General features: G+C 66.4%; 12 protein-coding genes. 3 read left to right on the top strand and 9 right to left on the bottom strand.

What is annotated here, in order from left to right; translation table 11 throughout:
- Positions 1 to 45: 45 nt before the first annotated feature.
- The 5 genes from LRP30_RS44750 to rsmI form a co-directional block, all read right to left on the bottom strand.
- A complete protein-coding gene (locus LRP30_RS44750; RefSeq protein ID WP_249758945.1) occupies positions 46 to 1,563 on the bottom strand; it encodes a type II and III secretion system protein family protein in 1,518 nt (505 codons plus the stop codon).
- Positions 1,564 to 1,576: 13 nt separating this feature from the next.
- On the bottom strand, positions 1,577 to 2,389 hold the full coding sequence (gene cpaB / locus LRP30_RS44745; protein ID WP_249758944.1) for a Flp pilus assembly protein CpaB: 813 nt from the start codon (positions 2,387 to 2,389) through the stop codon (positions 1,577 to 1,579).
- Positions 2,390 to 2,853: 464 nt separating this feature from the next.
- Entirely contained in the window at positions 2,854 to 3,798 is a 945-nt protein-coding gene (gene gshB / locus LRP30_RS44740; protein WP_249758943.1) for a glutathione synthase, read from the bottom strand.
- A 10-nt stretch (positions 3,799 to 3,808) separates the two neighbouring features.
- Positions 3,809 to 4,210, bottom strand: coding sequence for a YraN family protein (locus LRP30_RS44735; protein WP_128930485.1), 402 nt, complete (start codon positions 4,208 to 4,210; stop codon positions 3,809 to 3,811).
- On the bottom strand, positions 4,197 to 5,159 hold the full coding sequence (gene rsmI, locus LRP30_RS44730; protein ID WP_249758942.1) for a 16S rRNA (cytidine(1402)-2'-O)-methyltransferase: 963 nt from the start codon (positions 5,157 to 5,159) through the stop codon (positions 4,197 to 4,199). The genes LRP30_RS44735 and rsmI overlap by 14 nt, the downstream gene beginning before the upstream one ends.
- A 327-nt stretch (positions 5,160 to 5,486) precedes the next feature.
- Here rsmI and LRP30_RS44725 point away from each other — a divergent pair, with 327 nt between their 5' ends.
- Positions 5,487 to 6,725: a penicillin-binding protein activator gene (locus tag LRP30_RS44725; protein WP_249758941.1), complete on the top strand. Its 1,239-nt coding sequence runs from the start codon at positions 5,487 to 5,489 to the stop codon at positions 6,723 to 6,725.
- A 150-nt stretch (positions 6,726 to 6,875) separates the two neighbouring features.
- Here LRP30_RS44725 and hemW read toward each other — a convergent pair whose 3' ends face one another.
- From hemW to rph, 3 genes are read right to left on the bottom strand one after another with little or no spacing between them, the layout of a single operon-like run.
- On the bottom strand, positions 6,876 to 8,060 hold the full coding sequence (gene hemW, locus LRP30_RS44720; protein WP_249761972.1) for a radical SAM family heme chaperone HemW: 1,185 nt from the start codon (positions 8,058 to 8,060) through the stop codon (positions 6,876 to 6,878).
- A gap of 16 nt (positions 8,061 to 8,076) precedes the next feature.
- Complete coding sequence (gene rdgB, locus LRP30_RS44715) at positions 8,077 to 8,712, bottom strand: RdgB/HAM1 family non-canonical purine NTP pyrophosphatase (RefSeq protein WP_128930482.1); 636 nt, start codon at positions 8,710 to 8,712, stop codon at positions 8,077 to 8,079.
- A gap of 10 nt (positions 8,713 to 8,722) precedes the next feature.
- Entirely contained in the window at positions 8,723 to 9,436 is a 714-nt protein-coding gene (gene rph, locus LRP30_RS44710; protein WP_249758940.1) for a ribonuclease PH, read from the bottom strand.
- A 167-nt stretch (positions 9,437 to 9,603) separates the two neighbouring features.
- On the opposite strand from rph, the gene hrcA reads away from it, so the two are divergent.
- On the top strand, positions 9,604 to 10,692 hold the full coding sequence (gene hrcA, locus LRP30_RS44705; RefSeq protein WP_128940757.1) for a heat-inducible transcriptional repressor HrcA: 1,089 nt from the start codon (positions 9,604 to 9,606) through the stop codon (positions 10,690 to 10,692).
- A gap of 96 nt (positions 10,693 to 10,788) precedes the next feature.
- Entirely contained in the window at positions 10,789 to 11,406 is a 618-nt protein-coding gene (gene grpE / locus LRP30_RS44700; protein ID WP_128930480.1) for a nucleotide exchange factor GrpE, read from the top strand.
- A 68-nt stretch (positions 11,407 to 11,474) separates the two neighbouring features.
- On the opposite strand, the gene pncA is transcribed toward grpE, so the two are convergent.
- Positions 11,475 to 12,197 (bottom strand): bifunctional nicotinamidase/pyrazinamidase, encoded by a 723-nt coding sequence (pncA, locus tag LRP30_RS44695; protein ID WP_249758939.1) that lies wholly within the window; start codon positions 12,195 to 12,197, stop codon positions 11,475 to 11,477.
- Positions 12,198 to 12,441: the final 244 nt, after the last annotated feature.

Below are 12,441 nucleotides of genomic sequence, written 5' to 3'. Positions count from 1 at the left end.
TCTTGCCCGTTTCCTGTCCCGTTCCCCCGGGCCGTCCGCTTGTCGTCAGTCGATGATGAAACCGAAATCGCCAGGCGTGCCGTTGATCGGATCGACGCGGCGCGCGATGCCATAAAGGCGGTTCATGCGGCCGAGCAGCGCCGTCTGCGCGTCGGAGGCCGGCGCGAAACCGTCGTCGGGCCGCGACAATTCCTTCTGGGCGACGGCGCGCACCACATAGGGCGTCACGATCACCATCAGCTCGGTCTCGTTGTTGACGAAGTCCTGGCTGCGAAACAGCGCGCCGATGATCGGCACCTGGTCGACGCCGGGCAGGCCGTTGATCGCCTGCTTGGTGTGCTGCTGAATCAGGCCGGCCATCGCCATCGAGCCGCCGGAGGGAATTTCCAGCGTCGTTTCGGCGCGGCGGGTCTGAACCGAGGGGATCGTGATGGAGTTGCTCGAGGTCGAGGACACCGCCTGCGTCAGCGTGATCGCGTTCGTATTCGACAGCTCCGAGACCTCGGTCATGACGCGCAGGCTGATGCGGCCTTCGCTGAGCACGACCGGGGTGAAATTCAGGGAGATGCCGAACTTCTTGTAGGTGACCTGGGTGGTACAGACGTGGGTGACCGGATCGCAGGAATAGCCGGCCGGAATCGGGAATTCGCCGCCGGCGATGAAGGTTGCGGATTCGCCCGAGATCGCGGTCAGGCTCGGCTCGGCCAGGGTGCGCATGACGCCGGCGCTTTCCATTGCGCGCATCGTGGCGCTGACGGTGGCGACGCCCTTGGCGAGGCCGGCGACGCCGAGCCCGTTGTTGGCGACGATCGGCCCACCAGAGACCGAGAACGGGTTGGAGTTGTTGAAGTTCACCACCGCGGTGCCGGCGTTCAGGCTGGCGCTGAGATCGACACCCAGCTGCTTGACGATATCGCGGCGGACTTCGCCGACGACGACCTTGAGCATCACCTGGTCGCGGCCGCGCACGACGATGTTGTTGACGACCTTGTCGCTGCCGCCGACGAGCTTTGCGGCGACGTCGCCGGCCTGCTGGGCCTCGACCGGGCTCGATACCGAGCCCGTCAGCATCACGCTGTCGCCGACGCCTTCGATTTGCACGCCCGGCAGCGACTGGCGCAGCGCGGCGCGCATGCCGTTGAGGTCGCGCTTCACCGCGATGTCGTAGGAGGCGACCTGCTGGCCGTCGGCGGTGAAGAACACCACGTTGGTCTGGCCGACCTGGCCGCCGATGATATAGGCGCGCTGCGCCGAGCGAATCACCGCGTTGGCGATCTTGGGATCGGCCACCAGCACGTCCTTGACCTCGCGCGGCAGGTCGATGACGACGGACTTGCCGACGCCGAGCGACAGGAAGCGCGTCCGTGCCGGCGCGATCGTCGCGACCGGCGACACACCGAGATCAGGCGCTTGCATCGGTGTCTGGTCGCCGACCGGTGCGTCCGCGGCACTGAGCCGGTCGGGGGCTGCGAGCAGCCCCAGCATCAGCATCGCCCCCGCCAAGAACGAGCGCGCGCGCTTCCCCCGAATGCGCACGCCCGTCCGATCATCCCCGTAGTTCATGCTATCCCCATCATCACTTCTGTGACGTCAGTTGCCGCGCCTGCACGCCGTAACGAATTACATTCACGCCGGCGGGACGCTTGACCGCCTGGTCCTCGGGCGTGCCATCGACTGCGTTGGCATCGACGATGCTCCGCAGCGCGAGCTGGAGCGTGCCGCCCTGGCGCGCAGCCGACAGCGTGGCGACCTGGTCAGGCTTGAGCTCGAGCGTGACGGTCTTGCCGATCACGGCGGTCTGGCCGTCCTTCTCCTTCGGCGCCTGGTCGATCGCGAGCACGCGGATGTTGGTCAGGATGACCTCGGACACGATCAGGTCATTGCCGCCGGTCGGTCCGTTGGTGTCGGGATTTTTCAGGCGGCGGGTCAGCACGATGTCGACGCGGTCGTTCGGCAGGATGAAGCCGCCGGCGCCGGTCTCGGCTGAAATTTCGGTGGAGACGGCCCGCATGCCGGAAGGCAGGATCGCAGCCATGAAGCCGGAGCCTTCGGCCCTGACCAGCTTCTGCTCGCGGATCGGCTCGCCCTGCATCAACGGCACGCGCGCGATCGAGCCGGCGATCTGGGTCTGCGCCTCGGGCCTGCTGTCGCGGCGGATGAAGGCGTTGCTCGCGGTCGCCGCCGGCCAGGCCTGCCATAGCAGATCCTCGGGCTTCACGGCCTGGCCGAGCCCTATGTCGTTTTTCGCAACGAGGACCTCGACTGTCGGAAGCTTCTCGGCGACGGGCAGAACGGGCGCGGGCGCACTCTGATAGCTGCTCGCCAGATACGCAGCGACGCCGCCGGCGCCCAGTGCGATGACGAGAACGACAATGCGTGCGGTATTCATACTCTTCTACTCTTACGCGGGGCACTCGAACCGCACGTGGCGGGTTCCCCCCGTCGATGAGTAGGGAGTAAAAGTATAAGGGGTGTTGCGAGGTCGAATGTGATGGCCGATCACGCTGCGGGTTTTCGGCAGATGGTGAACGCGGCGTTATTCGGTCGGCCAGCGGCCCCGTAGATTCACGTAGCGCGTGAGACGCGTGCGGATGCAGCGCGGGGGCGTCATGGTGAATGGGTGGTTAGTGATGGGAGAGGCTCGAAGTCGCGCGTCATCGCAGTGTGTGCTGCGACGCGTCGGCGATCCGTCATCCTGAGGTGCGAGGCTGTCGATGCAACGCATCGCAAGGCGAGCCTCGAAGGATGAGCGGCCGGGATGCAGCCGGGCCGTCGTCCTTCGAGGCTCGTCCTGCTATGCAGGACAAGCGCCTCAGGATGACGGTGATAAATTGACGCCTGCGTAGCCCGACGCTACTTCGCCCGCTTCTGCTCGATCGCGTCCCAGATCTTCGCCGCCACATCTGGGCCGCCGAGCCGCGCAATGGCGCGGATGCCGGTCGGCGAGGTGACGTTGATCTCGGTGAGGTTGCCGTTGATGACGTCGAGGCCGACGAACAGGAGGCCGCGCTCGCGCAGCGCCGGTCCGACGGTGGCGCAGATCTCGCGCTCGCGCACCGTGAGCTCGGTCTCCTGCGCCGCGCCGCCGCGCACCATGTTGGAGCGGAGGTCGTCCGCGGCCGGGACGCGGTTCACCGCGCCGGCGAACTCGCCGTTGACGAGGATGATGCGCTTGTCGCCGTGCTTCACCTCGGGGATGAATTGCTGGATCACCCAGGGCTCTTTGAACGTCACCGAGAACATGTCGAACAGCGAGCCGAAATTCATGTCCTGCGGCATCACGCGGAAAACCGCGGCGCCGCCATGGCCGTGCAGCGGCTTCATGACAACGGCTCCATGCTTGTCGCGAAAGGCGTTGATCTCGTCGAGGTCGCGCGAGATCAGGGTCGGCGGCATCAGCTGCGGAAAGTTCATGACGAACAGCTTTTCCGGCGCGTTCCGCACCGAGGCGGGATCGTTGACGACCAGCGTCTTCGGATGGATGCGCTCCAGGAAATGCGTCGAGGTGATGTAGGCGAGGTCGAACGGCGGGTCCTGGCGGAGCAGCACCACGTCAAAGCCGTTGAGCGCCTCGCGCCTGGGCTCCCCGAGGGTGAAATGGTCGCCGGGCTCGTCGCGCACCGTGAGGAGCTGAACCGGAGCGACCAGCTCGTCGCCGACCATCGAGAGCTTGTCCGGCGTGTAATAGGACAGGCCGTGGCCGCGCTTCTGCGCCTCCAGGAGCAGTGCAAAGGTGGAATCGCCCTTGATGTTGATGCGGGCGATGGGGTCCATCTGGACGGCGACGTTCAGTTTCATGGTCTGCCTTTCAGGTCGAGGCGTCGAATGCCGCCAACACATGGCGCGGAAGTGATCGCGGCGCAATCAGCATGGCGTCGAATCGCAATTCGAATTCGGCATGCTCGGGATGCGCCACGAGCCAGCCTTGTGCGGCATCGATGATGCGCTGCTGCTGGCGCGGCGTCACCGCGAAGGCGGCGTCATCCAGCGTCGCCCGCGCCTTGACCTCGACGAAGGCGATCAGATTGCGGCGGCGCGCCACGATGTCGATCTCGCCATGCGGGGTGCGATAACGCTTGGCGAGGATGCGGTAGCCCTTGGCCATGAGAAAGGCGGCGGCGCGGCTCTCGGCGGAGATGCCGGTGCGGAACGCGGCGACGCGCTCGGGCGAGGCGACTTTCGGTTCCGCCGGGACCTCAGTCTTCGCCATCGCCGCCCCGCAAGTCCTTGTGCACGTCTTTTGCGAGCTCGAGCGCGCGGGCGTAGACCTCGCGTCGTGGCCGGCCCGAAAGTGCGACCGCATGCGCCACGGCATCCTTGACGCTGTGCGCGGCCAGCTGCTCGCGCAAGAGACCGTCGAGCGCATCCGATGCCAGCACGTCGGCGTTTGCTGCAGGCGGACCGATCACCAGAACGAATTCACCGCGCGTCTCCGGCGCGTCGGCTTGCCGCGCGAACTCGGCGAGGGGCGCACGCCTGACCTCCTCGTGCAACTTCGTCAGCTCGCGGCAAACCGCGGCCTCTCGTTCACCCATGATCTCGGCGAGATCGGTCAATGTGGCCTGCATGCGATTGCCCGATTCGAACATCACCAGCGTCGCGTCGATGCGCGCAAGCTCGGCCAGGCGTGCGCGGCGCGCGGCCGATTTCGCCGGCAAAAAGCCTTCGAAGAAGAAGCGGTCGGTCGGCAGCGCTGCGACGGACAGCGCCGCCAGCACCGACGACGGGCCGGGCAGCGCATAGACCGCATGGCCGGCAGCGCAGACCTCGCGCACCAGCTTGAAGCCGGGATCGGAGATCAGCGGCGTGCCGGCGTCAGAGACCAGCGCGACCGAGCCGCCTGCCGCAAGCGCCTCCAGGATCTTTGGGCGCGCGGCTTCCGCGTTGTGCTCGTGATAGGGCTTGAGTTGTGCAGCGATGGCGTAGCGCTCGGTCAGGCGCCGGGTGATGCGGGTGTCCTCGCAGGCGATGACGTCGACGCCGGCGAGCGTCTGAAGCGCCCGCAGGGTGATGTCGCCGAGATTGCCGATGGGCGTCGCCACCAGATGAAGGCCGGGCGCCGCCTTCGGCGCCGTAAGCCGATGGGCGTCGATGGAGAAGCCGCGCGAGGCGGCATCTTGAGCTTCAGGCGTATTTATCGGGGCCGGCTTTGCGCGCATAATGAAGTCAACTTAGGCACGATCCGTAGGGCTGGGAACCGGCTCTTCGAAAAAGATCGTGCCGAGGTGAGGGCGGACGGGAATGTGATCGATCCGGGATCGCGTTGCGAGGGAGTAAGGGTCCTCGCGCCATATTCGCGACCGAAACGCCGCCTTGATGCTGCGTGAGTAACGGCGAACAGCTGGCCAGGAGGGGACGGCAGCCGCGTTAAGTGGCTATTATCCTTTTGTTTTGGTTAACTATTCGTCGACAATATGCCTGAATCCCCGGCTTGTGTCGTGGACAGAGTGACCGGCTGCCGACGGCCGGTCGGAAGAGAAGTTGCCATGGTGGGCCCGCGTCATCCCAGATCTTCCTCTTCGGAGGAGTCTTCCGCTCCCGGGCCCCGATCGTCGTCGGCGACCCGGCGGAGTGCGCTCGGCCTCCTGCTCGGCGCGCCCTTGCTGTCGGCCTGCGCCGGCGTGCAGCAGAGTCTCAGTCAGTTCTCCAGCTCGGCGCCCCCGGCTCAGCCGGCTGGCCCGCCGCAACAGGCCGCGACCGCGGGCACCGGCGGGGTGAAGGTCGCCGTTATCCTGCCGCTCTCGGCCGCCGGCAATGCGGGCCTCGCGGCGCAATCCATGCGCAACGCCGCCGAGATGGCGCTGGCCGAGTTCCAGAACCCGAACATCCAGCTCCTGATCAAGGACGACAATGGCAGCCCGCAAGGCGCGCAAGCAGGTGCGCAGCAGGCGGTCGATGAGGGCGCCGAGATCATCCTGGGACCGCTGTTCGCGCAGTCGGTGCCCGCGGTGGCGCAGGTCGCGCGCACGCGTGGCATTTCGGTGATCGCGTTCTCGACCGATTCCAGTATCGCCGGACGCGGCGTCTATCTGCTGAGCTTCCTGCCGGAGTCCGACGTCAACCGCATCGTCGAATATTCCGCCAGCATCGGAAAACGCTCCGTCGCGGTGCTCGTGCCCGACAATGCCTATGGCAATGTCGTCGAAGCCGCCGTGAAGGCGGCGGTGCCGCGGCGTGGCGGGCGCATCGTCGCCTTCGAGAAATACGGCGCCGATCGCGCCACGCCGGCGCGGACCGTGGCGCAGCAGCTCGGCGGCGCGGACGCGCTGTTCATTGCTGATGACGGCGATGCCGTCGTCTCGGTGGCGGATGCGATGACTGCGGCGGGCGCCAATTTGCGCAACATCCAGCTGCTCGGCACCGGCCTGTGGGACAATCCGCGCGTCTATGCCAGCGCTGCGCTGCAAGGCGGTCTCTATGCCGCGCCGGACCCGGCCGGTTTTCGCGCGTTCTCCGGCCGTTATCGCACCAAATACGGCGCCGACCCGATACGCACCGCGACGCTCGCCTATGATGCGGTCGCCCTCGTAGCCGCGCTCGCGCGCACGCAAGGCACGACGCGCTTCTCGCCTGATGTGCTTACCAACCCCTCGGGCTTTGCCGGCATCGACGGCCTGTTCCGCTTCCGCGCGGATGGCACCAACGAGCGCGGCCTTGCGGTCATGAAGGTGACGCAGGGGGGCGGCGTTGCGGTCGCGGGCTCGCCGAAGAGCTTTGGGGCTTGATGGTTCACCTCTCCCGCTTGCGGGAGAGGTCGGCGCGTAGCGCCGGGTGAGGGTTCTTTCCTCTTGGGGATTCTCCCGTTGCGGAAACACCCTCTCCCCAACCCTCTCCCGCAAGCGGGCGAGGGAGCGCACCAATGACTTGGCTGAGGCTTACGCAGCCAAATCCGCGACCACCGCATCCAGCACCGGAAAACCGCTGCTCGTCACGCGCAGCCGGCCCGTCGCGTCGACCGTGATCGCGCCTTCCTCACGGAGCAGCGCAATGCGGCCGGGGTCGAGCGGGCGGCCGGAGAGGGCTCTGTAACGCTCGGGGTCGATGCCTTCGGCGAGACGCAATCCCATCAGCAAGAACTCGTCGGCGCGTTCCTCGCTGTTGAGGAGCTCATCGGTGACGACGCCGTCGCCGTTGGTCTCGACCCGCATCAGCCAGGCTTCGGGGCGCTTCTCGGTGGCGGTGGCATGGCGCACGCCGTCGATGTCGAGGCGGCCGTGGGCGCCGGGGCCGATGCCGGCATATTCCTCGCCGCGCCAATAGACCAGATTGTGCCGGCACTCGGCGCCGCGCCGCGCGTGGTTGGAGATCTCGTAGGCGGGCAGGCCGAGCTTGTCGCAGGTTTCCTGCGTGACGTCGTAAAGCGCACGCGCGACGGCTTCGTCCGGTGTCTTAAGCTTGCCCGCCTGGTGCAGGCCGAAGAACGGCGTGCCTTCCTCGATCGTCAATTGGTAGAGCGACAGATGCTCGGCCGCTTCATCGATCGCGAGACGCAGCTCCTCGGCCCACATCGCTGGCGTCTGGTCAGGACGGGCGTAGATCAGGTCGAACGAATAACGGTCGAACGAGCGGCGCGCGATGGCGACGGCATCGAGGGCCTCGCGCGCACTGTGCATGCGGCCGAGCGCCTTCAACGAGGCATCGTCGAGCGCCTGCACGCCGAGCGAGACGCGGTTGACGCCGGCGGCGCGATAGCCGGCGAAGCGTGTGGCCTCGACGCTGGTCGGGTTTGCCTCCAGCGTCACCTCGACATCGTCAGCAACATGCCAGTGCTTGCCGATCGCATCGAGCACTGCGCCGACGGTTGCGGGCTGCATCAATGACGGCGTGCCGCCGCCGAGGAAGATCGAGGTGACCTCCCGGCCGGGCGCGCGCTCGGCGGTCGCTGCGATCTCGCGGGCGAAGGCCGAGGCGAAGCGCGCTTCGTCGATTGGTGCGTGGCGGACATGGCTGTTGAAGTCGCAATAGGGGCATTTCGACAGGCAGAACGGCCAGTGCACGTAGACGCCGAAGGCTGCAGATTCTCGTTTTGACGCGTTTTCCTGGCGCGAACCGGTATCCACTTCGCTCGAAAACGCTCTAGCGCGGCTCAAGGCAGATCTCCGCCAGTTTCACGAAGGCGCGGGCGCGGTGCGACAGGCCGAGGCCGAGCGGCGGCAGGCCGTGCTTCTCGATACTATCCATCTCACCGAAGGTGCGGCTGTGGCCGTCGGGCAAAAACATCGGGTCGTAGCCGAAGCCGGCGGTACCGCGCGGCGGCCAGACCAGCGTGCCGTCGACGCGCGCCTCGACCTGTTCGAGATGATCGTCGGGCCAGGCGACGCAGAGCGCGGAGACGAAATGCGCGGTGCGCTTCGCCGGAATCGTCGCGCCGCGCTCCTGGAGCAGGCGCTCGATCTGCGCCATCGCCACTGCGAAGTCTTTGTTTGGCCCGGCCCAGCGCGCGGAGAAAATGCCGGGCGCGCCGTCGAGCGCGTCGACCACGATGCCGGAATCATCGGCGAAGGACGGGAGCTTGCTTGCCCGCGCCGCCGCGATCGCCTTGATCGCGGCATTGCTGCGGAAATCATTGCCGGTCTCTTCGGGCTCGCTCAGGCCGAGATCTCCGGCCGACACCGCCTCGATGCCGTACGGGGCAAGCAGCTCCCGCATCTCGGCGAGCTTGCCGGGATTGTGGGTAGCGATGACGAGCTTGTCCGTGATTCGGCGGTGCATGGCCTATTGACTACGCTACCGCCAGTTTCTGCAAGTCTACCAGACGCGCGACGCCCTTGCGCGCCAGCGCCATCAACGCCAGGAACTCGGTTTCGGTGAACGGCTCGCGTTCCGCGGTGCCCTGCACCTCGATGAGGCGGCTGTCGCCGGTCATGACGAAATTGGCGTCGGTCTCGGCTTCCGAATCCTCGGCGTAGTCGAGATCGAGCACCGGCGTGCCGTTGTAGATGCCGCAGGAGATCGCGGCGACGTTGTCGCGCAGCACGTTGGTCTTGATCATGTTGCGCGCCTTCATCCAGTTGATGCAATCGGCAAGCGCGACCCAGGCGCCGGTGATCGAGGCCGTGCGGGTGCCGCCGTCGGCCTGGAGCACGTCGCAATCGACCGTGATCTGGCGCTCGCCGAGCGCTTCCAGATCGACGATGGTGCGAAGCGAGCGGCCGATCAGACGCTGGATCTCGACGGTGCGGCCGCTCTGCTTGCCGGCGGAGGCCTCGCGGCGGGTGCGTTCGGAGGTTGCGCGCGGCAGCATGCCGTATTCGGCGGTGACCCAGCCGCGGCCCTGGCCCTTCAGCCACGGCGGCAGGCGGTCTTCCAGCGTGGCGGTGACCAGCACATGGGTGTCGCCGAATTTCACCAGGCACGAGCCTTCCGCATATTTGACCACGCCGCGCTCCAGCGTCACGGGGCGCAATTCGTCGGGCGCACGGCGGCTTGGCCGCATGGGAAATCCTCCAAAACTCACGGGAAAGGCTGTTCGCGGTGCTTGTAGGAGGGGCGAGGGTAGGCGGCAAGGTTTTTTCACCCCCTGATGTCGAGCCTGTAAACGCCACGCTTGTCAGAAGCGCCCGGGATGGACAAATTATGAGTATCTGAGAGGAGTTACCGTCTGTGGCCCATCACGATCCGATCCATCTGATCGCGCCGCGCGCAGGCCTCGCCCAGCTCAACGAGCGTTCCCGCGACATCTTTCGTCAAATTGTCGAAAGCTATCTCGCGACCGGCGAGCCGATGGGCTCGCGCAATATCTCGCGCCTGATCGCGATGCCGCTGTCGCCGGCCTCCGTGCGGAATGTCATGGCCGATCTGGAACAGCTCGGCCTGATCTATGCGCCCCATACCTCCGCCGGCCGGCTGCCGACGGAACTCGGTCTGCGCTTCTTCGTCGATGCCTTAATGCAGGTCGGCGACCTCAACGAGGCCGAACGGCAATCCATTCAGAGCCAGCTCTCTTCCGTCGGCGAGGCGCAATCGGTCGAGGCGGCGCTGGACCAGGCCCTGATGCGGCTGTCGGGCCTGACCCGTGCCGCCGCGGTCGTGCTGACGCCGAAATCCAATGCGCGGCTCAAGCACATCGAATTCGTCCGCCTGGAACCGGAGAAGGCGCTGGTGATCCTGGTTGGCGAGGATGGCCAGGTCGAAAACCGCGTCCTGACGTTGCCGCCCGGAGTTCCCTCCTCGGCGCTGACCGAGGCCGGCAATTTCCTCAATGCGCGGATTCGCGGCCGCACGCTGGCCGAGGCGCGGCTCGAGCTCGAGACCGCGCTCGGGGAGGCCCGCGCCGAGCTCGATCAGCTGACGCAAAAGGTGATCTCGGCTGGCATCGCAAGCTGGTCCGGCGGGGAGAACGAGGACCGCCAGCTCATCGTCCGCGGTCACGCCAATCTGCTGGAGGATCTGCACGCGCTGGAGGATCTGGAGCGGGTGCGCCTGTTGTTCGACGATCTCGAGACCAAGCGCGGCGTCATCGACTTGCTCGGCCGGGCCGAGACCGCCGAAGGCGTGCGAATTTTCATCGGGAGCGAGAACAAGCTGTTCTCGCTGTCGGGTTCCTCCACCATCATCTCGCCCTATCGGGATGCCGCCGGCCATATCGTCGGCGTTCTCGGCGTGATCGGCCCGACGCGGCTGAATTATGCCCGCGTGATCCCGACGGTGGACTACGCCGCCCGTATCGTCAGTCGCCTTTTGGGGGGCTGACCGGCGTTTCCTCCGATCACAGGCGCTTGATTTTCGTAAGCTTAGGCACGATATCCGGGCCAACAATCCCCTGAGACGAGTTCGAGAATAGAGCCGATGACCGATCAAGACCGGCAACCCGAAGACACGACCGCGCCGACCGGCGAGCCCGTGGTGTCGAAGCCCTACATCATGCCCGACGATCCCGAGCCCGGTTCGGTCGAGACGCTGCAGAAGGAAGCCGCCGAGGCGCGCGACCGCATGCTGCGGACGCTGGCCGAGATGGAGAACTTGCGCAAGCGCACCACCAAGGAAGTCGCCGACGCCCGCCTCTACGGCATCACCGGCTTTGCCCGCGACGTGCTCGACATCGCCGACAACCTCCAGCGCGCGCTCGATGCCGTTCCGGCCGAGGCGCGTGCCGCGGCCGATCCCGGCCTGATCTCGCTGATCGAGGGCGTCGAGCTCACCGAGCGCTCGCTGCTCAACGCGCTGGAAAAGCACGGTGTGAAGAAGTTCGATCCGCAGGGCCAGAAGTTCGACCCGAATTTCCAGCAGGCGATGTTCGAGGTGCCCGATGCGTCGGTGCCGTCGGGCACCGTGGTGCAGGTCGTGCAGGCCGGCTACACCATCGGCGAACGCGTGCTGCGTCCCGCCCTGGTCGGTGTCGCCAAGGGCGGCGCGAAGGCTGCGGCCGCGGCCAACAACAATGAGTCGAGCGGCGCGACGAATTGAGTCTCACGGCTTCGCCGTCATTCCGGGTTCGACGCTTCGCATCGCCCCGGAATGACGGTGCGAAACTCTTACGCGCTCACCGCGATATCGGCAGACTGAATCCGCTTCACGCCGGCCTTGGCCATATCGGCCCAGGCCTTTGCCAGCGAGCCCTGCGTGTCGATGCCGCGGCAGGCGTCCTCCACCACATGGACGTCGAAGCCCGCCTTGCGCGCATCGAGCGCGGTCCAGGCGACGCAGAAATCTGTCGCGAGGCCAGCGACGAAGACGCGCTTGATCTTGCGGCCCTTCAGGTATCCGGCAAGGCCCGTCGAGGTCTTGCCGTCGGCTTCGAGGAAGGCCGAGTAGCTGTCGACGTCCCTGTGAAAACCCTTGCGGATGATGAGTTCGGCGTGCGGGATCGCAAGGTCCTTCGACAGCGCGGCACCGTCGGTGCCCTGCACGCAATGGTCCGGCCACAGCACCTGCTTGCCGTAGGGAAGATCGACGGTCTCGAACGGCTTCTTGCCGGAATGCACCGACGCGAACGAGATGTGGCCGGGCGTGTGCCAGTCCTGCGTCATCACCACGTTCGCAAACGCTTTCGCGATCTTGTTGATGACCGGCACCACCTGCTCGCCTTCCTTCACCGCAAGGCTGCCGCCGGGTAGGAAGCAGTTCTGCACGTCGATCACGAGCAGGGCGGAGGCCTCGTCCGGCTTGATTGACGCGGCCGCAAACGGCGCGGTTGGAGCGAGGCCCGCGAGCGCGGTAGTCGCAAGCGCCGCCAACATGTGTCGCCGATCCAGCATCGTTCGTCTCCCCTCCAGGATGATCCACGGGAAGAAAGCCTAGTTCCGTTCGCATACGAACAGAAGCCCGAAAATGCAGCCGATATTGGTGAGTGGTTGGGCTTGGTCGGCGGGTTCGCTTAACCTCTCCCGCTTGCGGGAGAGGTCGCTGCGCTCGCAGAGCGCGGCGGGTGAGGGCTCTGTCCACGTCGGGAGTGTCCCCTTGCGGAGACACCCTCTCCCCAACCCTCCCCCGCGAGCGGGG

It is taken from the genome of Bradyrhizobium sp. C-145 (assembly GCF_023375135.1).
GTDB classification, from domain to species: Bacteria; Pseudomonadota; Alphaproteobacteria; order Rhizobiales; family Xanthobacteraceae; genus Bradyrhizobium; species Bradyrhizobium zhanjiangense.
Note: the sequence above shows the minus strand (reverse complement) of the source record. Positions and strands in the feature narration are given on the sequence as shown.